This is a genomic window from Paenibacillus sp. FSL L8-0638, assembly GCF_038593075.1.
Taxonomy (GTDB): Bacteria; Bacillota; Bacilli; order Paenibacillales; family Paenibacillaceae; genus Paenibacillus; species Paenibacillus polymyxa_D.
Window position 1 is genome coordinate 622455 of sequence record NZ_CP151960.1, and the last position, 23224, is coordinate 645678.

23 protein-coding genes are annotated in these 23224 nt (G+C 46.7%); 13 read left to right on the plus strand and 10 right to left on the minus strand.

Annotated elements, in window-relative coordinates:
- The first annotated feature begins 1 nt into the window (after window position 1).
- Window positions 2–940 (plus strand): carbohydrate ABC transporter permease, encoded by a 939-nt coding sequence (locus MKY35_RS02770; RefSeq protein ID WP_342445519.1) that lies wholly within the window; start codon window positions 2–4, stop codon window positions 938–940.
- Between the two features lie 42 nt (window positions 941–982).
- Window positions 983–2662 (plus strand): ABC transporter substrate-binding protein, encoded by a 1680-nt coding sequence (locus MKY35_RS02775; RefSeq protein ID WP_029515958.1) that lies wholly within the window; start codon window positions 983–985, stop codon window positions 2660–2662.
- A gap of 259 nt (window positions 2663–2921) precedes the next feature.
- Here MKY35_RS02775 and MKY35_RS02780 read toward each other — a convergent pair whose 3' ends face one another.
- Window positions 2922–4844: a glycosyl hydrolase gene (locus tag MKY35_RS02780; protein ID WP_342445520.1), complete on the minus strand. Its 1923-nt coding sequence runs from the start codon at window positions 4842–4844 to the stop codon at window positions 2922–2924.
- A gap of 450 nt (window positions 4845–5294) precedes the next feature.
- On the opposite strand from MKY35_RS02780, the gene MKY35_RS02785 reads away from it, so the two are divergent.
- Entirely contained in the window at window positions 5295–6089 is a 795-nt protein-coding gene (locus MKY35_RS02785; protein WP_342445521.1) for a GNAT family N-acetyltransferase, read from the plus strand.
- Between the two features lie 112 nt (window positions 6090–6201).
- On the opposite strand, the gene MKY35_RS02790 is transcribed toward MKY35_RS02785, so the two are convergent.
- A complete protein-coding gene (locus MKY35_RS02790; protein ID WP_342445522.1) occupies window positions 6202–7083 on the minus strand; it encodes an AraC family transcriptional regulator in 882 nt (293 codons plus the stop codon).
- A gap of 241 nt (window positions 7084–7324) precedes the next feature.
- On the opposite strand from MKY35_RS02790, the gene MKY35_RS02795 reads away from it, so the two are divergent.
- Window positions 7325–8146 (plus strand): DMT family transporter, encoded by an 822-nt coding sequence (locus MKY35_RS02795; protein ID WP_342446588.1) that lies wholly within the window; start codon window positions 7325–7327, stop codon window positions 8144–8146.
- A gap of 56 nt (window positions 8147–8202) precedes the next feature.
- Entirely contained in the window at window positions 8203–8535 is a 333-nt protein-coding gene (csaA, locus tag MKY35_RS02800; protein WP_039270396.1) for a chaperone CsaA, read from the plus strand.
- 179 nt (window positions 8536–8714) lie between these two features.
- Here csaA and MKY35_RS02805 read toward each other — a convergent pair whose 3' ends face one another.
- Entirely contained in the window at window positions 8715–11144 is a 2430-nt protein-coding gene (locus MKY35_RS02805) for a UvrD-helicase domain-containing protein (protein WP_342445523.1), read from the minus strand.
- Between the two features lie 310 nt (window positions 11145–11454).
- Here MKY35_RS02805 and MKY35_RS02810 point away from each other — a divergent pair, with 310 nt between their 5' ends.
- Both MKY35_RS02810 and MKY35_RS02815 read left to right on the plus strand, forming a co-directional pair.
- On the plus strand, window positions 11455–12306 hold the full coding sequence (locus MKY35_RS02810) for a zinc ribbon domain-containing protein (RefSeq protein ID WP_342445524.1): 852 nt from the start codon (window positions 11455–11457) through the stop codon (window positions 12304–12306).
- A gap of 65 nt (window positions 12307–12371) precedes the next feature.
- Window positions 12372–13160 (plus strand): TrmB family transcriptional regulator, encoded by a 789-nt coding sequence (locus tag MKY35_RS02815; RefSeq protein WP_029515951.1) that lies wholly within the window; start codon window positions 12372–12374, stop codon window positions 13158–13160.
- Between the two features lie 7 nt (window positions 13161–13167).
- On the opposite strand, the gene MKY35_RS02820 is transcribed toward MKY35_RS02815, so the two are convergent.
- Complete coding sequence (locus MKY35_RS02820) at window positions 13168–13800, minus strand: NUDIX domain-containing protein (RefSeq protein ID WP_342445525.1); 633 nt, start codon at window positions 13798–13800, stop codon at window positions 13168–13170.
- Window positions 13801–13972: 172 nt separating this feature from the next.
- Between MKY35_RS02820 and MKY35_RS02825 the strand changes: the two genes are divergently transcribed.
- Both MKY35_RS02825 and MKY35_RS02830 read left to right on the plus strand, forming a co-directional pair.
- Entirely contained in the window at window positions 13973–14266 is a 294-nt protein-coding gene (locus MKY35_RS02825) for a hypothetical protein (RefSeq protein WP_029515949.1), read from the plus strand.
- A 78-nt stretch (window positions 14267–14344) separates the two neighbouring features.
- The gene (locus MKY35_RS02830) at window positions 14345–15046 is read left to right on the plus strand and encodes a histidine phosphatase family protein (protein WP_342446589.1); all 702 of its coding nucleotides are present in this window, start codon (window positions 14345–14347) and stop codon (window positions 15044–15046) included.
- Window positions 15047–15128: 82 nt separating this feature from the next.
- Here the strand turns inward: MKY35_RS02830 and mscL are convergent, their stop codons facing one another.
- Complete coding sequence (gene mscL, locus MKY35_RS02835; RefSeq protein WP_029515947.1) at window positions 15129–15623, minus strand: large conductance mechanosensitive channel protein MscL; 495 nt, start codon at window positions 15621–15623, stop codon at window positions 15129–15131.
- Window positions 15624–15774: 151 nt separating this feature from the next.
- On the opposite strand from mscL, the gene MKY35_RS02840 reads away from it, so the two are divergent.
- Window positions 15775–16218, plus strand: coding sequence for a carboxymuconolactone decarboxylase family protein (locus MKY35_RS02840; RefSeq protein WP_039270408.1), 444 nt, complete (start codon window positions 15775–15777; stop codon window positions 16216–16218).
- A gap of 18 nt (window positions 16219–16236) precedes the next feature.
- Window positions 16237–17184 carry a sigma-70 family RNA polymerase sigma factor gene (locus tag MKY35_RS02845; protein ID WP_039270411.1) on the plus strand — a complete coding sequence of 316 codons (948 nt, stop codon included), beginning with the start codon at window positions 16237–16239 and terminating at the stop codon, window positions 17182–17184.
- Window positions 17185–17250: 66 nt separating this feature from the next.
- Here MKY35_RS02845 and MKY35_RS02850 read toward each other — a convergent pair whose 3' ends face one another.
- From MKY35_RS02850 to MKY35_RS02870, 5 genes are all read right to left on the minus strand, one after another.
- The gene (locus tag MKY35_RS02850) at window positions 17251–17589 is read right to left on the minus strand and encodes a DUF4870 domain-containing protein (RefSeq protein WP_342445526.1); all 339 of its coding nucleotides are present in this window, start codon (window positions 17587–17589) and stop codon (window positions 17251–17253) included.
- A gap of 257 nt (window positions 17590–17846) precedes the next feature.
- Window positions 17847–18530, minus strand: a complete 684-nt coding sequence (locus MKY35_RS02855; RefSeq protein WP_039270413.1) for an MOSC domain-containing protein — start codon at window positions 18528–18530, stop codon at window positions 17847–17849.
- Window positions 18531–19084: 554 nt separating this feature from the next.
- Window positions 19085–19366: a hypothetical protein gene (locus MKY35_RS02860; protein ID WP_029515942.1), complete on the minus strand. Its 282-nt coding sequence runs from the start codon at window positions 19364–19366 to the stop codon at window positions 19085–19087.
- A 29-nt stretch (window positions 19367–19395) separates the two neighbouring features.
- Complete coding sequence (locus tag MKY35_RS02865) at window positions 19396–20547, minus strand: glycosyltransferase (RefSeq protein ID WP_342445527.1); 1152 nt, start codon at window positions 20545–20547, stop codon at window positions 19396–19398.
- A gap of 44 nt (window positions 20548–20591) precedes the next feature.
- Complete coding sequence (locus MKY35_RS02870; protein ID WP_342445528.1) at window positions 20592–21629, minus strand: serine hydrolase; 1038 nt, start codon at window positions 21627–21629, stop codon at window positions 20592–20594.
- 364 nt (window positions 21630–21993) lie between these two features.
- On the opposite strand from MKY35_RS02870, the gene MKY35_RS02875 reads away from it, so the two are divergent.
- Window positions 21994–22182, plus strand: a complete 189-nt coding sequence (locus MKY35_RS02875; RefSeq protein ID WP_007428354.1) for a hypothetical protein — start codon at window positions 21994–21996, stop codon at window positions 22180–22182.
- A 105-nt stretch (window positions 22183–22287) separates the two neighbouring features.
- A complete protein-coding gene (map, locus tag MKY35_RS02880; protein WP_080658580.1) occupies window positions 22288–23070 on the plus strand; it encodes a type I methionyl aminopeptidase in 783 nt (260 codons plus the stop codon).
- Window positions 23071–23224: the final 154 nt, after the last annotated feature.

A 23224-nucleotide genomic window follows, 5' to 3' on the forward strand; every position in this document is an offset into this window, starting at 1 on the left:
CATGGAGGCTGTCAAAAGCAGTACGCCAGTCGGCCGATTAAACAACTGGCTTAAGGCGAAATCACCACAAGATCGAATCTTAGAAGTCGTTGTTTATCTTTTCATGATTGTGGTAACCGTTCTAACAATCTATCCGTTCTTAAATGTACTGGCTATCTCTTTTAATGATTCGGTAGATACCATTAAAGGGGGAATCACCATCTGGCCAAGGCAATTTACGTTGAAGAATTATGATTTGATTTTCACCTATGAGGGGTTAATCACTGGATTCAAGATATCCTTTCTGCGGACCGTCATTGGCACCGTAGCGGGCTTGGCCAGCGGTTCGATGCTTGCGTATACGCTTGCACGAAGTGATTTTCAAGCTCGAAGGTTCATCTCAATCTTTCTTGCCGTCACCATGTATGTTTCCGGGGGGTTAATCCCAGGTTTTATCTTGATGAAGGAATTGCATTTAATTGATACATTTGCCGTCTATATTTTACCCGGCCTTGTAAGTGCGTTTAACGTCTTCATTATTCGTTCCTTCATTGATGGTCTGCCTTATGCGTTACAAGAATCAGCTAAGCTGGATGGTGCCAACGACTTCACGATATACTGGCGCGTTATTCTTCCTCTTTGCAAACCAGCATTAGCGACCGTAGCGCTCTTCTTGGCAGTAGGGCAATGGAACTCTTGGTTCGATACTTATCTGTTTAATGGGTCTAACGAATCGTTGACGACCCTGCAATATGAATTGATGAAAATTTTGCAGAGTACTACAACGAGCGCAACCAATTCCCAGGATGCTGCCAATATGGCTGAGCGTATGGCACAAGTATCTCCGGAATCGGTCAAAATGGCAATCACCATCATTGTTACAGTGCCGATTCTTATCGTCTATCCTTTTTTGCAAAAATATTTTGTTAAAGGTATGACGCTTGGAGCGGTAAAAAGCTAAAACGAAGCAGCAAACATTCATTATACAGGGAGGTTTCGCTCCATGAAGTCAAGAAAAAACAGAATGATCGTATCTTTCGTAATGTCACTGACTTTAGTGGCGACCCTTGCAGGGTGCAGCGGTAATAATCCGTCCGAGGCTACCAAGGCCGTAACAACGGGTGACATCACGCTTACTTATTTTTCGGAAGACTCCAGCACAAATTGGAATGGCATGAAGGATGAAGTCGGTAAGGTCATCGCTGAAAAAACTGGAGTAACCCTTGATGCTGAATTCGCTGTCGGTGACCCGGTCCAAAAGATTTCATTGATTGCAGCCACAGGAAACTATCCTGATTTAATCGCTGCTAAGGCGGATGTTGGCAAACTTGTCGATGCTGGCGCAATCATTGATCTGACGGATTTGATCGACAAGCATGCACCAAACATCAAAAAAATGCTGGGTGACAAGCTTGTTCGAACAAAGTACAGTTTGGACGACCCATCAATCTATGTGATTCCAACTTGGTCTGCTGTCGAAGAGAAAAAAATCAAACCCGACGTAGGATTTAAACTCCAACACCGTGTCGTCAAGGAAGCGGGATACCCAGACATTCGTACGGTACAGGATTTTGAAAAAGTCATTAAGGACTATCTAACCAAGCATCCGACGGATGAAAATGGCAACAAAAATATCGGACTGTCCCTAAATGCGGACGATTGGCATATGTACCAGGTAACGAACTCAGGATTCCAAACAACTGGGGGACCAGACGATGGCGAATACTACATCGATCAAAAAACACACCAAGCGACTTATCATTTCCGTCGACCGGAAGAAAAAGAATATTTTCGCTGGTTGAATCACATGAACGCCATTGGATTACTTGATCCGGAAAGCTTTGTGCAAAAGACTGACCAGTTTAAGGCGAAAGTGGCTTCAGGTCGCGTACTGGGCCTGGCCGATCCGGAATGGGACTATGGCGACGGACAAAATGCGCTGAAGGCGGAGGGCAAATTCGATCAGACTTACGGTCATTATCCAGTTACCATGAGCAAGGAATACAAGGATACCAACTTCTGGCTGCCTGGTTTTGATGGGGGGTACGGAATCTCAATCTCTAGCAAATGCAAGGATCCGGTACGCGCTATCCAGTTTCTCGACTTTCTAGCATCGGAAGAGGGGCAAGTCCTGAATAACTGGGGAATTGAAGGAAAGCATTACACGATGAAAGACGGCAAACGGACGATTACTCCGGCTGTACTTGAACGGATAAACAATGACAATGCGGCTTTCCAAAAAGAGTCTGGAATCGGCCTATATTGGAACTTGTCGGTCCATTATGGTGATGGCATCGAGGACTCAACCGGCAACTATTTCACTCGTAGTTATCCAGAACTGCTAACAGCGACTTACAATAAGTCGGAGAAGGAAGTTCTGAAGGCTTATAAGATCGAGCACTGGAAAGATCTATTCCCGAAGGAAGAGGAATTTCCGCCTAGAGCATACGGAGCAGCATATACAATGTCTCTTCCCAATGACGATCCGGCTGTTATTCTTGGAGCCAAGATGAAGGATATTACATGGAAACGAATTCCGGAAGCTGTCATGACTAAACCGGAAAACTTCGACAAGGTTTGGGATGCCTATATGGCAGAACTAGAGAAAGCTGGAGTGCAAGAAATGGAACAATCCTTTACCAAGCATATCCAAGACCGAATTAAGCTGTGGTCCACGAACTAACTCGTTTCGCATAAAAGAACGGGGCCGTTTCCACTTTCCTGCCGGAGAGGAGACGGTCCTTTTTCATAATGGTCTCTTTGTTAGAAAAGTAGCTACATTAACGAAACGGGAGAATAGAAATATGGAGCATTTGAGGTACAAATAAACAGCGGCTACCCTGGTTATTTTCAGAGGTGGCCGCTGTTTGTTAGAGGAAGACTACTTCGTTACTTTACGACGCTGGATGGGACGGTATAGTTACGGATACGTTCAAAGTAATTTACTCCGCTTCATTCTTGGACGAAGTAAATAGGTCTTGGGGAAGCTCATCCCTCGTGATCACGTAATCGCTGTTGAACACTTTTATGAGATGATCCAGGGAGTTATATTGTCCGTTGCGGATGAAGTCGCCTGTCCATGTGGTGAAAAAGAGCCAATGCGCTGAATATGTTTGAAATAATTCAGGATCGCCAATCGGACCGTTTTCGGACAGACCAACCAGCTTCTTGCCTTGCACGAGATTCACCAAGCTGTCATACTTGCCGATACTTGGGCTATAATTAGCCGCCTGGTTGTAGATATCCACACTTACAATATCGACGACATCGTCTCCCGGATACCACTCGGGGCTCTCAGAGTTCCATACCCAGATCAGGTTGTTCAGGTGATGGTAGTTTGTTAGGCGGTCGTACATGATATGGTACAGTTGCTTGGCGGAGTCTGGCCCTTGGGCGCCCCACCAGAACCATTTGCCCTCCGCCTCGTGCAGCGGTCTCCACAGCACCGGAACGTGAGCGTCTTGGAGACGTTTCAACTGAGCAGCAATAGCATCGATATCCCTTAGGATAAGCTGATACTCTTCCGATTCGGGATGATTAAGTGCATATTGAACGTCGAATGTAGTAGCGTCCGTGTAAAACCCGCGCCACCATTCTTTGCCGGGAATATCATGCAGTCCCTTAGGAGCATTCCAGTGCCATGCGAATGTGACAATTCCACCTTCTTTGGCCCATTGAATCGCCTTGTCCACCTCAGTTGGGGTGGTACCACGCTCGACGCGAGAGGGGGAGTAATCCATCATGTCCGTTGATAACATCGCAGGATACTTTCCAGTTTGGTCTTTAATCCACTGGGCATCCTCAAGAGTGTGCTGACCGGAAAGAATGTTGCTGCCGTAACTATCGACGAGATAACCCATAAGTGCCTTGGTTTCCGCAGTCGCATTCGGGTTTACTGGCTTTTTCTCAATCTGATGCAATTTCGGGGGGGACACTGCTGACAGCTTGACGTAGTCGATATGATATTGGTCCGAATCGACATTGAACTGTATGGTATTGTTTCCCGCACTCAGCATCAGTTTACCGCCAGATACCTCTGTGTAGCTTGCTGTTGTCGGGAGTGATGTTTCGCTGGTCTGGCCATTGACCACCAATTGAGTCTTTTTGTCTCCATTGGGGTTACTGTAACCGATTGCAAGATTGTAAAGCCCGCTTGAGGCTGCGTTATAGGCAAAGGTTAACGACCCTGTGCCTTTAAAGGCTGCGTAACCGGTACCGGAATAACCCGTATCAGCAGCTTCGATGCTGACCTCACCAGTAATGGCTCCGTCTTCGGCTTCCATTTTGCTTATTGCAGCAGGCAGATTGGCGAATTCAACCTTCACATACTCGATCCCGTAATATCCCCAGCCTCTTGAAAAAGTCAGCTCGTTTGTGCCAGCATTCAGCATGATCTTAGTTACCATTTTCTCGTTCACCGCCGCACCTTTCGGAGGAGCAGCCAGCGTTACGTTTTCAGCCATTGTGCCATTGACCTTGATGCTGGTATCCTTGGAGCCGGTGTCCGCCGGAATGTAGTAGCCGAGGCTCAGCCTATAAAGACCTGCTGTAGGCACGTTCACTTTAAACGTAGCCGTCCCGTCAGACTTGCCGGAATTAGGGTCATAGTCATAAAAGAAGGATACATAGCCATCGCCTTTATAAAGCGTATCGCCGGTATAGGGTATATCCCGTTTTTCTACCCCGTAACCTTGAAGAATTGCATTTTTGGAGCTGACGACTATAGGAGAGGAATTGCCGTCAGTGACCAAGTGAGCTGATTCTGCTTTTGCTAGGCTTGGAATTAAACTGAGAGATACCAACAAAAAGGATAAGAGAACAAAACTGAGAATACTGAGAAACCTTTTTTTCCATGGGTCTGGCATATGACTCACTCCTTGGATTAGATGTTAAAACCTTAGTTAACCTGCAACGCATAATACAGGAAACGCTTTCATAAGTGTGTACATATTAAGTACGCTTTGAAGTAATCGATGACAGGTGATTAAGGACCAGCTTGCACTTTTAAACATTCCTTCTTCATTTGTATGCGTTTTCAATATTTGTCATTAATTTTTTCAGTGCCTCACCTCTCTTTAATTTCATCATAAATTAGACGCGAGGCAGGAACCATACAATGAATTTCGGGAAAAATCATCCTTAAATTATGGATTTTTATACTCCGGCGGCAAACAATTTATCTTTATAGAAATGTATAACCCAATATTTTTTAAGGCTATATGGAATAAGCGGGAAGAATAGTTTCAATTTTGTGGTATCATGCCAGTAGGTATTCCACGCATAGGAAAAGTATGACTAATGAAAGGGACTAATAAATGATTTCTCATCGATTGCTTACCTACGAAACAATTAGTCAATTAACTGACCAGATTAATATAGACCAACACTTGTTATTCTATAGCTATTTAAGTCAACGTAAGGAGCAGGCTAAATTTGTTGGTCAATATGTAGACGACAAGCTGACGGCGGTCTTAGCATACTTTTGGGGGCTATCCTTCCCTGCATTTTCTTTTCATTGCATAAATCGCGAGAAACTTAACTTTCCAGCTCTTATTACTTTTACTGAGGAAATCATTCAACTTAAGAAAAATACTGTTTGTGGTACAATTCTCTGTAATCGTGACCTTCAACTTTTTCAATCTCATGGTCTTATAATGGGTAACCCACAACGTTTTTTAACAATGAAGCATATGGATCAATCGAAACTGCTCGATTCAAACTGGGCTGAGCTAGTTAAGGAAAATGACCTTTCAGATATAGTGGATTTATTAAGAAATGGCGGCATGAAATTTTTTACGAGGAGCGAACTCGAACAATATCCTTTCCTTGGGATAAAGGAATGTGGTCATTTTATTGCCGTGGGCGGCTTCCACTTTTATGATTCTAAACTCGTTGAGCTCGGAAACATATACACAAGCCCTACCCACAGAGGGAAAGGCCTAGCAAAGCACTTGACGAGCCAACTTACAAAACTGGGCAGATCACTTTCATCAGATATCTACCTGGGAGTACTGAAGGAGAACCAAGCCGCTGTATATCTTTACGAGGGCTTAGGCTATGAGATCACGGCTGAGCAAACTATTGTTGATTTTAAGCTATCTATTGATTGACGAACTAGGCCGCTGTCGCGCGCCGATTGAGAAGTACAACGGAATATAGGTGACTGTTGGTATTAGAGCGGTATCACGCAACCAGAAAAGAAATAGCCCTTAATCCTTGATTTCATTTTCTAAATTTCCTGAAATCTTTAGGTGTTCTTTCATGATGTTTTTTAAAAGACTGAATGAAGTGATTTACATGATTGAACCCCACTCTGTGGGCTATTTCAGTTATTGTAGAATCTGTTGAAATTAATAACTCGCTGCTTTTCTTGATACGGTACTTAATTAAATAGTCGTAAGGTGTCATATGAATGGTTCTCTTAAAACTACGAGTGCATTCCGATATACTTAAATGTGCTACTTCAGCAATTTCTTGCAGTGTTATATTGTCTGAATAGTTTTGATGGATAAAGCTGAGCATCAATTGAAGTCTTTCCTGTTGCAGTTTCATGTATTTAGGTGCTTCCTCCGAAGAAAGCGAAATGTTAGAAATTATGATGAACCATAATTGTGCTGTTTTAATAGAAACCTCATATTCCCACCCCCAGTTTTTTTTCATATCAAATTTCTCTTTCATATCCCAAAGCATTTGCAGTATTTGAATTTGCCATTCAACATCTCCTTTGATTACTAATGACAATAAGAGAGAGTTTGTATAAGGCAGTACATAGTTTTTTTCCATCGCACTATCTGCATAAAAGGCCAGCAGCTTCTCCGGGAAATTAAAACTGACATATTGGCCGTTATGTGTAAGGTGCGTAGTAACGTGAAGAACACCTTTATTAATTAAAATGGCCTGGCCTGTTTCTAATTCATGATTAATCCCGTTAACTTGGATTACTAGCTTCCCTTTGGTAACCAAAGTGATTTGTAGTTCCTCATGCCAATGTAGATCGTTGAATCCTCTACCTTCAGGACTACTTGCATGAATAGTATGGGTGTACATGATGTATGGAAATGAAACATCGGGATATAGAATGGTCTCATGCAATTGTTTTTCCATTTTAGCGAGGTCCTTTCTGATGACGATATTTCTATATAAATTAAAGATATAGTTACACAAAATAAATAAAAGTGGTGATATTATTATACCAGATCTTCGGCTTATCATTACAATCCTGTGCACAGGCGATTGGATAAGACCTCTTGGAGGCGTACATGTGAAAATAAATCAATCGTCGTTACCGTTTCATCCGTATATTTTGCTTTTAATCAGCATACTGTCTGTCTCTATCTCATCCATCATGATCAAATCCTCAGATACTCCAACCTCTGTGGCTGGGATGTACAGATTGTATATGTCAGTACTCATAATGCTTCCTTTTGTACCTTGGAAAATGTTCCGTACCTTAGAAATGAACAAAAAAGATTGGATTACCGTTTTCATAGCCGGTCTTTTTCTCGGGTTACATTTCTTATTCTGGATGGAATCTTTAGTATATACCTCAGTTGCGAGCTCCATGGTCATCTTATCCTTACAGCCTTTATTTGTAATGATGGGTTCATACTTTATGTTCAGAGACCGAGCCAACATATTAACCATTCTTTGTTTGATCGCCGCTCTTGTCGGTTCAATCATTATTGCTTGGGGAGACATAGGGATTTCGAGAGAGGCATTGATCGGAGATGGATTATCTTTATTGGGAACAATTTTGGTTTCAGCATATATGTTGGCAGGACAGAAAGTAAGTCACAAAATAAATGCAAATTTATATAGTGTTATTGTTTTTTTTATTGGTGGCAGCGTCATGCTGGTCTACAATTTGTTGAATCATTATTCCTTGATTGAATATGACTCGTCGGAATGGATGTATTTCTTGTTACTTGCAGTAATCCCAACTATTTTTGGACAATATATTTTTAATCTGTTGTTGAAATCAATGGGTGCAACTACGGTCTCCGTTGGTATTATTGGAGAGCCTGTTCTTGCTATAATCCTCGCCTACTTATTCTTGGGAGAAATCATTTCTGCATTTCAATTCATAGGTGGAATCATGACTTTATTCGGTATGGGAATGTATTTTTGGGCAAAATCTTTAAAGTATACTACAGTTGCAAAATATTAAATTTGAAATTGATTATCGTTAAATTCAAGAAAGAAATCGATGAGGAGAAGGTTTAGATGGCAACGATTGATGATTTTTTGAAACTAGATATTCGAGTTGGAACCATCATTAAAGCTGAGTTTTTTGCAGAAGCAAAAATACCTGCTATTAAACTTGAAATTGATTTTGGACAAGATATCGGTGTAAAAACTTCGAGTGCGCAAATTACAGAAAGATATGTGGCTGAAGATATTATAGGGGAACAAATTATAGGTGTAGTCAACTTTCCACCTCGACGGATAGCAGGCTTTAACTCAGAGGTATTGGTTCTTGGAGGAATACCCGAAAAGGGGGATGTGGTTCTATTGAAACCAGATATCAAACTACCTGATGGAACACCTATTGGGTGATAGAACGCTTGGATAATCTAACGGGACATGATCGTTCAATAGCAAGTTAAAACAGATAGTGGCAGGCTAGGGCTTTATTTTTAAGTCCTAGTCTGCCACTTTTTTATTTGGTCTGTCCAAATTTTATTTGATTTATTATTGGTCTGCACAATTCTCCATACCAGCTATACGCCGTATCCCTATCTGGCTGGGATGCTGCGTGTCCCCTCTGTCATCGGGGAGGCGCAGAGCGGGCACACTGGCGGCGTGCTTGTGCTAGCCGCGCTTGTACGGCGTCCGCTTGTCGTGTCGCGACGCATCCACGCTTTACAAGCGCCGTCGGTGCATTTCCACACGGGCACGCTGATGCGTGGCTCCGCTTGAGATCCTGCCACCGACGAGGTCGACCGTGCCGTAGCGCTGCCTGGTCCCGGCCTGCTGCTCACGCGGGTCGCTGTGCCAGACGCTGGCGAACCACCCCCGGCCCGGCTGCCATAACCCGAGGTACCCTTCGGTTGGCCAAAGCTGCTGCGACGCGTGTCCGGCTTGGAAGTCTCGGGGGGAGTGACCCCATAGGCTTCCAGCAAGAAGCGAGACACGGCGGCAGGCTTGCCGTGATTGGAGGCGGGGGAGGTGATGTATAGCAACTCCTTCGCCCGGGTGACGGCCACGTAAGCGAGGCGGCGCTCTTCTTCAAGCGCTGCATCGTTATCCACAGCTGTAGTTGGGGCGGCGCCTGCCCGCCGATCCTCCGGCAGCTCGCTGTGCAGCGCCGAGCTGTGTGGCAGAATGCCTTCGCTGGCTCCGATCCAATATACGCAAGGGAATTCCAATCCCTTGGCGCGGTGGATCGTCATGAGCCGAACAGCATCGCTGTCTTCCTCTCTGCGCAGCGATTCCATTTGGCGGTGACGCTCGGAAAGCTCGTCCGCAAAGCTGACGAACGCCTCCACAGTGTCAAACCGCTTGGCTGCCGTTTCGAGCTCCTCCAGACTTTCTTGCATCGTTTCCTTATAATGAGTCCACGCGCCCGTATCTCCACTTTCCAAATATTTGTCATAAAAGACGCGCCGCATTTCTTGAATGGCATAGGCAGGTTTCATGGTAGTGAGACTGCGAATCAGACGAATACGCTCTTTCACTTGTTCACGCTGAAAATCACGTAGTCGATCCCAGCGGCTGAGATGAATCAGCGGGTATTTTTTAGCCTGCTGTTTCTCCTCGCGCATAATCCATTCCATACCCGCCTCACGGGAGACGTACAGCGGCCCAAGGGTGCTCGGAATGGATTCCATACGCCGGGGATTTAGCGATAAGCGCAGGTGATCCATTAAAGGACGAATCAGGGACTGATCGTAAAATACAGCCCCTGCTCCGTACTGAATAAATGGGACATCCCGCATAATTAATTGCTCAAAAATAGATCGGCTTCCGCTGGCTGTTCGATGCAAAATAGCGATATCCCGGTAGCGCAGCCGACCTTCCTCTACTTGCCCGAGTAGATGGGTAACAATATGCCCCGCTTCCTCCTCGGGTCCGGATGGGGTGGCAAACTGCGGTGGCAAGCCTTCACGCCCAGCAGCCGAAAGACGTTTGGAGCGTCGATGAACATTTTTGGCGACAATGTTAGAGCCCAGCCCCAAAATCCGCGCATCGCTGCGATAATTAATATCCAGAGTAATGACCTTTGCATCCTTATAGACCTTGTCAAACTCCAGAATGGATTCCTGGCGTGCCCCATTAAAGGTATAGATCGTCTGGTCATCATCCCCCACAACCATCAGATTGCGATGTCGGGCAGCCAACCGCTGCACCATCTCATATTGGAGGGCATTTGTATCCTGAAATTCATCGACCATGATATGTGAAAAACGTCGCTGAAGCGGCTGAAGCACATCCGGGTCACGCAGTAGTGCGGAGGCACGCAGCAGAATATCGTCAAAATCCATTTTATTGCGCTCCTGTTTCCACGCTTCATAAGCGAGCATGGCACGCTTGGCATCCGATTCCTCGCGCACGGTTTCCGGCAGCTCGTCCGCGCTGCGGCCTTCCGCTTTCCAGGCGGAGAGGGCAGACAGCAGGCTTTCCGGCTGGAAAGCCTCGCTGAGCCCAAGCTGCCGCAGCATCATTTTCATGACGGTATGCTGGGCCTGCGTTTCACCGAACACTTCATCTTGCACGCCGCGATGCCGCAGCATCGCCAAAGCGAATGAGTGAAACGTGCGTGCCTGAACTGCACGTGCAGCGGCAGGGCGCACACCGGGTAATCCCGCGATGCGCAGTTTCATCTCGGCAGCTGCCTTGCTGGTGAAGGTCACCAGCAGAATGGACGATGCAGGAACATCCCGCATCGCCATCAGGTAGCCTGCGCGGGCAGCCAGCACTGTGGTTTTGCCGCAGCCAGCCCCTGCAAGGGTCAGTAGGGGGCCTTTGCCGTGGCGGACGGCCTGGATCTGCGGGCGGTTCAGGTGAATGCCGGCGTTCTCTAAAGCACGAAAATAGGCCGAGTCTTGGTCGGTATCGGGTACCAGCGTCATACTGGTATCCATGGAAGCACGACGTGCCTGAGGGCTCGACGTTGAATAAGGAACCCCGATGGGTCGAGGGTAAAAAGAAGGATTTGGGTCCATAATCCTGAAACCCCTTTCGTTCTTAAAATCTTCCATTTTCACAAATGGGGGTAGTTTTTGGTATGATAGAGTTCTAGTCAGCTTTAGCTGACGATAAGAACAAGGCGATGGACTAAAATAATGCTGAAATTCATGCGGATCTTGCCGAAGCGTCAGAACGTCAATACGTTGACGCCAATGCCTATAGCCTTCAAACAGGCGATATGACCGCATTCCATTATACAGGAGTTCGAGGTTTGCCAACAGAAAAAAACTTTGGGATATACGGACGGTACAGTGAAATCCGGCTGGATATGGGGAGGAAATAACGATGAAGCTGATTCAACGTATAAAGGAAGGCGCTAATCGCGCAACAGAAAAGGCGCAGCATGCTGTCGAGATTAGTAAGATCAATTCACAAATTACAACGATCCAGCAGGAAATGGATGTTCATTTCTTGCGAATGGGTCAAATCTTTTACGAAGGTTATCGCGCATCCGACATGTCGGTGGCAGAAACCGAGATGACACAGCTATCCACTGCTTGTGATGAGCTTCAGGATGAAATTGACGAGCTTCGCAGTAGAATTGCAGAATTGAAGAACGCTCATTTATGCATCTGTGGAGCGGTTGTGCCTCTGGATGCGAACTTTTGCCCTAAATGCGGACGCAAGCTCAATGAAGGACAGGCTGCTTCCAAACAAGTAGCTGCTGTGCGTGAAGAGGTGCCAACGGACGTCTATTCTTTTGATCTGCGCAAGCCAGAGGTAGCGAAGGATGCTGCGCCTGCTTACACGGAGTATGCAGAACATGAAGTAGTCGATCGACATGAACAGGAACAGGATGAGCGGTATGAAACACACGAACCAGCGGGACTAGACCGCGATTATACAGTGTCTGATTTTACACCGGAGGAAAAAGCGGCATTCGACGCTGAGTGGGAGCGCCGTCGTCAGGAAGATCTGGAAAAAGAACACCGTCGTCTTGAAGAACTGGCACGTGAGCGTGAGCGTCAGGAGGAGCTGGACGAGCGGATTCGATATTGGAAGGCCAACAACTCCGGGGCTGAGAAACCGGCAACGCCGTCTGCACAAGTACGTGAAAATGTAAAATGCCAAATCTGCACCGCAGAACTACCCAAAGGGTCCAAGTGGTGCCCGCGTTGCGGAGCTGAACAGATTTAACGCAGCCGAACAGGCTGCTGCAGGACACAGACATAACGCCGGGCAGCATAGGGGGAACAGAATATATGGAGCGTTTGCTGCATCATCTGCGGAATCTGGGTTTTACGGAAATGGAAGCCAAGGTTATGGTCGAGCTTTCGAGGCAAAATGCGGCTTCCGGCTATGAAGTGGCTAAGCGTCTGGGTGCATCACGCTCCAACGTGTACGCGGCTTTACAGCGTTTGGCCGGGCAGGGATACCTCAGAACCAGTGCGGGAGAGCCTGTACGTTACAGCATGCTGCCACCGGCTGAATTGACCCGGATGATCGAAGGACAAATGCAGGAGTCTCTACGTGCAGTGGAGAAAGAAATGCCACGAACAGAACCAACCAAGCCGACCTTTTATAATGCTGAAGGCGATCGGAAGGTACTGGAAAGTCTGACCCGTGAGTTGGAACGGGCAGAGCATGAGATTGTGTTGGACTTGTGGCGCGAGGAAGCCGAACTGCTGCGGACAGAGTTGGAGAAAGCCGAGAGTCGAGGTGTGCGTCTGCTCTGGTCCTGCGATAACGGGGAAAGCATGATGGGACCGTGGTTACCGCTTAGGTCTGGTACAGACGGACAGGAACCAGCAGGGCGCAAGTTTTCTTTTGTTATTGATCGGCGTTGGTGCATGTTGGGTATGCGGGGAGAGAATTGCCCGACACAGGCGCTTATTACCGAGCATCCGGTAATGACAGGCCTGCTGCTTAATCATTTTGCTCAGGATCTTATTCTGTATGAGCTGGAGCATGATATGGGCAGAGAGCTGTCGACCCGGTATGGCTGGCGGTATGAAGGCATTATCGGCAAATATATGTCAGCTGGAGAATAGCTAAAGATTACCGGGTAGGAAGTTCCATCAGTGCCCGGCATATAGATGTAATATAGCCCGCTTTATGAGGCACGAATTGATTCGATGTGATCAGGCGGCGAGTTTTTTCTGGGTTCGGCCCTGACGTAATGCCTTGGGCTTCGATAAAGGGAATATAGCCTTCAAAAAGGGCCAGTGCTTGGTCAAGATCTGCTTCGTACAGTCCGGCTACTTCTTCTTGCTGGAGATGATAAGCTTCCAATGGCTGGTTCGATAGCAGTCCAAACACCGAGCTAACCTCCCGATCCCAAAAAGAGGTGCCCTGGGCGGTACCTTTGCTTTCATACCGAACGGTCATCAGCGGTGTTAATGAGGTAAAGGGAACATGAATGCCCAGTTCTTCCTCCAGCTCGCGAGCCGCCTGAGACATATCTTCGCCTGCCGTCAAATGACCGGCTGCTGTAATATCGTAGCATCCGGGGAAGGTATCCTTCGTATCCTGACGCTGTTGGAATAGCAAGCGACGGCCTGTAGAAGTGTCTCGTGCTAGCCAGCAGTGAAAGGTATGGTGCCAGTATCCCTTGGCATGTGCGTCTCGTCGGGAGGCTGTGCCAAGGGGGTTGTCTTCATCGTCGTAGATATCCAGAAGCTCGCTATTCATCGTGGTTCCTCCTATAGTAAGCAGAAATCAAAGGTCTACTTTACAGTATAACGTGTTTTCTGTCCTAACGATATGAAGGCGGGTGTGGAATGTGGAGTGGCATTTGGGGTATGCTGGGAACATAAGGATTTGAAACATCACATAGATTTATGATTGAAAGGAGCGATTTTACATGGAATGTATAGTACATTTTCGAGTCATGCATCCGGAGGAACCCAAGGAACTTCGCGGGTTGATTATGCTGGAAAGCGGGGGCAAGCCGGGGATTGATCAAATCACGGATATGTTCAAAAATATGGGCTATGATGTCCGCCCAGACAATCCCGAGGAATTGATTTTTAAACCAGTCGATGTCAGAGCCAATTATACATATATCCGGGTTATTGAGCTGGATACGGGTGAGGAAGTCTACCAGGAAGATAGGGATTTACGCGCGATTTTGGAAACTTTGCTGAATAAACGTTAAACGTTAAAGACCAGGAGAACTAATCGATGAAATGAGATAAAGCGATCCTGTCGCCATTCATAGGAACGGAGAACAATGATGAGATTGTATATTATCCGACACGCAGACCCCGATTACCCCAACAACACCATCACGCCGGAGGGGCATTTGGAAGCCCAGGCACTAGCCAAGCGGCTTTCCAGTCACGGACTGGATCGAATTTATGCCTCTCCTTTGGGGAGGGCTTTGGATACGATGCGCTACACCGCCGACTCTCTGGGTATGACTCATGAAGTAGAACACTGGACGCAGGAGCTGGCTCTAAAGCTGGAGGAAACCCCATACGGCCGTCTTTCCCATTGGGATTTGCCTGGTGAAGTGATCCGTTCCGAGTTGCCCCTGCCGACTCATGACTCTTGGCAGGAGATTTCCTATTATCAGGGAACGAAAAGCCCTGAAACCTTCGAGCGGCTGAAGCTTCATTCCGATGAGTTCCTGAAACGGCAAGGCTTTGAGCGGGTGGAGGGCAGGTACCGGATTCTGAAGCACACTGAAGATCAGGTGGCGGTATTTTGTCATGGCGGCTTCGGGCTGACCTGGCTTGCTCATCTGTTGGAGTTGCCATTGTCCTTGGTCTGGTCCGGTTTTTGGATGCCGCCTAGCTCCGTAACCACGATCTTGTTTGATGAGCGCTCCCAAGAATGGGCAGTTCCCCGTTGCATCGGCTTCGGTGATGTTTCCCATCTGTACGCTGAGGGCTTGCCCGTCAGACCCCGTGGCATTATCACCAATTTCAACTAATTGAATTTTCTATACATGCCAAAACGGCTTAAGACGATAGACCGTCTTAAGCCGTTTATTGTAGTCATATAAGTGGGTTGAGTCAGCGTGCTTCCACGTACCCTTCCAGCTTGGAAGTGCAATGTGCGCAACGGGTAGCGGCTACAGGAATTTCGGATAGGCAATGTGGACATTCCTTGATCGTTTTTTCCTGAGGAGGTTTTTCTTCCTCTTTGCGTTTCAGCATGTTAATCCCTTTGACCAGCATGAACACACAAAAGGCCACGATCAGAAAGTCCAGCAGGACGTTAATGAACTGACCATAGGCGAGGACCGCGATCCCTGCTTCTTTGGCCTGTGCCAAAGTCTTGCGTGTACCGTCACCATTTAAAGGATCAGCAGCTTGTAAAGCTACATACAAATCTGGAAAATTCATACCTCCCAGAAGCTTACCAATCGGAGGCATAATAATATCGTTTACCACAGAAGTGACAATTTTGCCAAACGCTCCACCGATGATAACACCGACCGCAAGGTCAATCACGTTACCCCGTACAGCGAATTCCTTAAATTCTTTTATAATACCTTTTCCGCTCATGTGAGTGCTCACCTTCTTTGCATAAAATCATTTATCTATAATACATGCTATGTCAATTGAGGGCAATTCCAAATTGATGTATTGCACTTTGTCACAAAATCACATGTTCATTTGTCTTCTATATGTAAACCAATAATGGAGGCGATGTATCGTGAGTTTAAGATTCAATCACAGAACAGTGAGTCCTAGTACGTTCAAGGCGATGATGGAGATGGAGAAATATATTTCCGGTCGTTTTACAGACAAAGTATTGTACGAACTACTGAAAATTAGAGTATCCCAAATCAATGGATGTTCCTATTGTCTGGATATGCATGCGAAGGATCTACTCAAGCTGGGGGATTATGCTGACCACATTTTGCAGCTAGCCTTATGGCGGGAGGTTCCTTTGTTCACGGAAAAAGAACGTGTTATGCTTGAATTAGCTGAAGCAGTCACCCGTATCTCTGAACAAGGGGTACCTACAGATTTGTATAATCGGGTCAGAGAGCATTTTACCGAGGAAGAATACGTAGATTTGATTACCGCAGTTAACGTGATTAACAGTTGGAACCGGATTGCAATTGCAACGGGCATGTATCCGGGCATTCTTTAATGAACAGGGGGCTATGCTTTGTCTGGCAAAGAACATAGAATTGAACAAGAATCGGTGGATGTAAGTCTGGAAGAGCTGTATCAGAAATATCGCAAATATTCTTTTGCCATTGCTTATCGCATGCTTGGAACGGTTACAGATGCCGAGGATGTCGTTCAAGACTGCTTTGTCGAGCTGAAGGATAAGCCCCTGGATAATATACACAATCCCAAAGCCTATGTGGCCAAAATGACGATGAATCGGTGCCTGAATCTGTTGAACTCTGCACGCAAGCAAAGAGAGACATATGTAGGACAGTGGCTGCCGGAGCCGTTGGGTGAAAGCGCAGATCTCCCTGCGGATTGGTTAGAGCGTAAAGATATGATATCTTACGCTTTTCTGGTTTTGCTGGAGCAGCTAAAGCCGATAGAGCGGGCTGTTTTTGTACTGAGGGAAGCTTTTCAATATGATTACAAAGATATTGCGGAATTGCTGGGGAAGACGGAGAGCAACTGTCGTCAGTTGTTCAGTCGCTCCCGTCGTATTCTATCTTCCGGAGAATCTGCTCTTGAGGCTCAGTCCAGTCGCAATGTGAATAACTCATCCCGAATAAAACTACTAGAACGTTTTACAACAGCTTTTCTTGCCTACGATGTGACTGCTATGCTGGAACTACTGGCTGAACAACCTGTATTTGTGTCAGATGGCGGAGGTAATGTGCATACGGTGATGAGGCCGATGGTTGTACGCAAAGGTGTTCTTGCCCTGTTGACTTCTCGTCGGGTATTAACCGTTTTACGAGAAAGAGATGTGTGCCATACCGTCATCAATGGCGAGGTCCAGCTTGCATTTCTGGAAGACGGAAAAGTGAGAGAAACCTTATGTCTCATACTGACACCGGACGGGGAGCATATTCAGAATTTTTATTTAATGGTTAATCCAGATAAGCTGGGACACATCCATATAGGACAGAAGAAGCTAGTGTAAAAAAATGAACTGCCCAAACATAAAAAACCTTGATTCCTTGCTTAGGATCAAGGTTTTTTGCTGTTTTCATAACTGCCGGGATTGATGAAGAGCCAGATCGCCTATCCAGGGAAGCTTGAGCCACTTTCCTTGTCCCGCACGAATTAACAAGATAATCCACAAGGCAAGGCCTGCCAGCGTTAGCAGGGAAGCGAGGAAAGGACCGAGTAGGGGGATGAATCCTACCAGCACATGTCCGATCATGAGGGCTACAAAAAGAAGTATGGATTGCAGTGCGTGAAATAATACGAATCGGCTTTTCTTTTCCAGCATGACAAAGGCCAGCGCGCCAATAAAGGCGAACAAATAGCACAGGACAGCTGCTATATTTTCATCCAATCCTGTGGAAGACTTATAGACTGACATGTCAGGCATATCCTCCTTTATAAAAGATTCAAGCTAAGTCTCCGTACTATACAAGCTATGAGGACAGGATTGAAGGATATGCCCGATCTCGGTAAAAAATTGGCTCTACACAAAGGATAAGCGGTCAAGCGAATGGATATACTCGAATTTGGCGATAACCTTTGGACTGCGCTTCTGTCGCATCGCCCACAAGCTTCGCAGATTCGATGTTCGACTGCAGCCAGACGAGCTTGCAGACTCATTGAACCACTTCCACCTTACGAATTGCCTGATAGTCTTTCCCGAGAATCCGTTTCGGTTCCCGCCAAACGTTTTAGAAACGTATTTCTCCAGTTTAAGGACAATTCTTCAACTTCAAGAATTTGCTTAATACCCTCGATATGATTCTTCTCTTGATGCATAATTCGATTGGCAAATGAAACCGTAATTGCTTTCGGATGGCGATGAAGGAGGGATAGTCCGTCGGCTTTAGAGGCAACTCCCTCTTCCAGAACGCGGAAGTAGAATCCTGTGTGGCCTGTTTGCTGTACCTTCAAGGGCATGTCCGGTACGCCGTACTTGATGGACAACTTGTAGCAAGGCTGTCTCGGTTGGCTAACTTGAACGATAGCTTTGCCAAGCTTAAAGACGTCTCCAATGCAAACGTCGGATTCTAGCAAACCCTTTATCGTTAAATTTTCCCCGAACGCGCCGTAATCGAGCGGTCTCCGCAATTCATTTTCCCAGAACGGATAGTGCTCGTAGGGATAGACGCATACAGCTTTCTCTTTACCCCCGTGATGAACTAGATCGCCCTGCCCATCCCCTTCGAAGTTTAGATAAGATAAATACAAATATTCATCTGTGGCCGACTTGAATATCCCCGTAGAAACGTCCTTCTGATTAAACTGGATCTGCTTGGGCATGCCGACATTAAGTGAAAGGATTTTAATAGATGCCATTCGGATCACCCCTACTCCAAATTTTGGTCAACGAGTTTTGCTAGATGCTTCTATATACCGCGTTCCTGCATATGTTCGCCCGCCTGAAGCGAGAATTTCTATGATGACTACGCCTTATGACATTTCGGTAATTCCTCTTTTGACTCTGTTCGTCCCCGTTTCCATTTTACACTCCTCTATGCGCTATTTGCGAATTTTCGATGAGTCTCCGTTAATGGGATAGAGTCCTTTTTGGGCAACTCATCGTTCCGGGAGCGATTTCTCGTTCGAACATACCCGATCTCGGTAAAAAAATGAATTAGAGAATGTGTATAAAAATACGAAAAAGGCTGAACGAAAAGAATTCGTTCAGCCTTTTAAACGGTTATGCACATGTTTTGCACATGTTGTATACACTTTATCCACCGCATATTAATGTTTATCCACAGAAATAACATGATTTATACACAAATTGCGCACAATCTGTAGATAATATTACGATAATTCATACTTTGCACACAGTTTGTCCACAAACTATCAACATATTGGGTGTAATTGTGGATATACTTCCGTAATTATCGGTCACCAGTTTTTAAATGGCGGCGTGGGTGTGTGATTTTACCCATTTTATTCTTGTCATCCTCTTTGGGGATAAGTCGTTCATCGGTACGTCCTTCGTGATGGTTATCAAAGGCATATTCGGTCATTTTCCACTCGGAAGTACCCAAAACTACATCAGCGGGAAAATGCTGGCCTCTGTGCAAATGCTGCTCATGTCCATCCTCATCAATATAAACACCGTCCACTTCTACCTTATCACCCGTTAGTGGGAGTAAATCCTTTCCTTTGCGTTCCATTGGTATCCCTCCGTCTGGCTTATTCTCCGTTAATTTGTCCGGACGGAGGTTCTTTTATCCATAAGCTGATGCAAAATATCCTCGGCAATTTGGTCTGCGGGATGAGGTTTGCGAAGTAGCTTAATCGCCTGCGTCATCTCTTCAGCAAGAGAGGGGATGGAAATCAGGTCGAGACAATGCTGAATCAGCTCCTCCGTAGTGCGAGCAATCCGGGCAGCTCCTTTTTGCTGCAAATATAGAGCATTATTTAGCTCCTGACCGGGTACGGGCTTGAACACAAGAATAGGCAAACCGGATGCAATGCTTTCTGAGAGTGTAATGCCGCCCGGCTTCGTAATCACCAGATTGCTCGCACGCATAAGTGCTGGAACAAAGTCCACGAATCCATAGGTGTAAATGTCCGGGTAGTCTGCATACAGCGCATCCAATTCTGCCTTCAGTTGCTGGTTACGTCCGCAGACGATGAGTAGCCGCAACTGAGGAAGCTGGCTTAATTGCTGACAGATATCCAGTATGCCGGATAGCACACCATAGGCCCCAGCCATAATGAGTAGCGTAGTAGTCTCAGCCTGTAACGGTGGGATTAGCTGTTCTTGAACAGGCACTCCGTCGGCAGACATGTTATAAAAAGAAGCGTGGATCGGAATGCCCGTCGCGGCAATGCGTTCGATCGGTATTCCCCGCTGGGCAGCTTCCTGCTGCATATCCTCAGTGGCTACATAGTAGCGGTCAATATCGGGATGCAGCCAGCGCCCATGCAGATCGAAATCCGTAACCACGTTGACAATCGGCAAATGCATTCCCATTTTGCGACGTAACGCCGGAAGCGCGAGCTGCGGGAATGTATGTACTACGAGGTCGGGCAACTCCTTTTTCAGTGTGAGCGTAAGTTGACGCATTCCGAATGAATGCAACACATGGCCGAAGGCCGATGTAGCCTGCATACCGCGCGTGATGTTATAGACCCATCCGTAAAGCTGTGGAATGGTTTTGAAGCTTTGCATATATACAAATTTGGTCAGACTGTTCAACCAGGGATGAGATTCAGCCATTAGGTCAAGTAGTCGTACCTCGCAGTGTCCGAGTCTTCGCAAACTGTCCTTAATTGATCGGGCGGCCTGTACATGGCCTTCCCCGTAACTGGCGTACAATATTAGAATTTTTGGTGGTGAGACTTCCATGATTGTTTAGCCCCCTATATTCAATAAGCACATTGAAGCTCATTTCAGGAACGTTCCAAGTTGAGGGAGGATACGGCTGGCAAAACGTAACGCTCCAGTAGTGTTCGCGGATTTTTCCAACGGCTCACCTTGCTGTCTGCTGTAAATACCGCGACTGCGTTCGCTTCTGGCACAAGATAAATTTGCTGTCCTCCATGTCCGTGTGCACACGCGTAGTTGATGCCGTGGAGTCGTCCTGTCCACCATTGGAATCCGTAATCCCCGAATTCTGGATAGCCTTCGACCTGTCGCTGTGTCGCCTGATGCAGCCAATCGGCCGGTATCAATTCTTTTCCGTTCCAGCTGCCTTGATGAAGGCAGCAGTCGCCGAATTTAGCCATGTCACGCGATGTCAGATATAGCCCGATATGTCCCATGGTGTAGCCCTCTGGATCTTGTGCCCAACCACTTTTCCCAAAACCTAAGGGTTCGAACAGATGCTGGAGAGCGTACGTATAGGCGTCAATCCCACAACAATGGGTCAGTAGCACGGACAACAAGTGCGAATCAACACTGCGATATTGGAATACACCGAGTTGATCCTCCTGTACAGGTAAGCGCAGGGCAAAGGACGGCCAGCTTTTGCTGCGATGAAAACGGTGGATAAAAGCTTCTCCGAGCTTTTTGCCTGTCTGCCAATACAAGCCGGATGTCATGGTCAACAGATGGCGAATCGTAATCTGCTCTAGCAGTGTTTCCTTCCGCCTAGGCAAATACTCAGGCAACAGCTTATGCACAGCCGTCTCTGGCCCGGGCATATCACCGCGAGCCATAGCTATGCCGATGAGCGTGGAAGTGAAGCTTTTGGTCGCGGATCGCAAATCGTTCAGAGAGCTTGCTTCATGACCGTTGTAATAGCGTTCCCAGATCAGTTTACCGTGGCGCAGCAGCAGGAAGCTGTGCATTTTAGGAAACTTGGCTTGAACTTCACGGTCTGCCTGATCAAGTAAGGAGACATTGATGCCCTCCTCTTCACAAGTTCCTATGTTCAGGGCAGACATACGGGCAACAGGTGCAGTGAACAGCGGAGCATAGCGGCTCATCCTTTTCCCTCCTTGTTATGTTTATTTATTTTACCCCAAACACATACACTCCAAAAACCGATAAATAAGGTATACCCTCTGTGCAACAGCTGATGGAGTACCCCAAATGACATGATGCGTAAAAGATAGGTAAAATCAATGTAAATTTACTGGAAAGCTGAAAGCTGTATCTGAATATGTTATAATGGGGTAGTGATTCAGCCAAAAGAAAATCGGTTAATACAAGTGTCAGGTACATGCCTGCCTAAGGCGTTCCCGACCTAAGCTGCAATTAGACATACTACTTCACTGCATAAGGACATCAATACTTTTCGGCATTCTCTTCAACGGAGCACTTATTTTCAACGTTTTGGGAGGGAGTTACATGGCAACGAAAGGTCACAATGAAGTAAAGGAAAGTCTGCGGGAAATGACTCGAATTTTCCGGCCTAAGGATCCCAAAAAATTTGTAAAGGAATATGTGCGAAAATACCGGATTACAGGAGGGTATGAGGAAGAGTTGACCATGGTGGTGGAAAACGAACTCGGTCGCATAAATTCTTCAGTATCTTAAAGGGTTCGATTACCCGAAAAACTAGAAATACGACTTTTATAAACCGTCTATCCACAGAGGAGACGGTTTTTTTGTGTCTGCCCTGCATACAATGGGATAGGTTTAGTGTATTTGTATGCTCAAAGGAGGCGGATTCCAATAGAGATAGCGATACGAACACCGGAGGAAATCGGCTACATGAGGGAGGCCGGGCGTATTTTGGCAGATTGTCATCGTACGCTGGAAAGTCGTATTCTTCCGGGAATCACAACGCTTGAAATCGATGCTTGGGTGGAGCAGTTTTTAAACAAGCGCGGAGCTACGCCTGAACAAAAGGGCTATAAAGGTTTCCCTTATGCCACCTGCGCTTCGGTCAATGAGGTGGTGTGCCATGGTTTTCCCTCGGAGCGGGTGCTTCATGATGGGGATATTGTGACCATCGACATTGTGGTTAACAAGGACGGTTGGCTGGCTGACCGAGGATGGACCTATGCGGTAGGTAACATTAGCCGCCCGGTAGCGAGACTGTTGCGGCAGACCCATAAGGCACTGATGCGCGGTATAGAGGTTGCCCGCCCGGGGAGGACATTGGGGGATATCGGGCATGCTGTGGAAAAAGCGGCAGGCTGGCGGCGGTTCGGCAACGTCAAGCCTCTGATCGGGCATGGCATTGGCCGCCAAATGCATGAGCCGCCAGAGGTTCTGCACTACGGTCGTCCCAAAACGGGATTACCCCTGCGCGAAGGTATGGTGATTACCATTGAGCCGGTATTTACCCTCGGAACCGAGGGGGCCGTGCTCTGGGGGGACGATGGCTGGACCATCAGCACAGCAGACGGCAGTTGGGGAGCCCAATACGAGCACACGATTGCGATTACAAAGAACGGCCCTTATATTTTGACCTCGTAAAAGCGAGTTGTGCCATAGGGAGTCAATGTGCGGGTCCTTTGCATAAGGCTCTCTAGGTAAGTTTTTTTCAGGATGATGCATTCATCGGAAACAGCCATCACAATTCCCGCCACTTTGCCGTCTAGTCCTGGAAAAAAGCAGATACACAGAATAA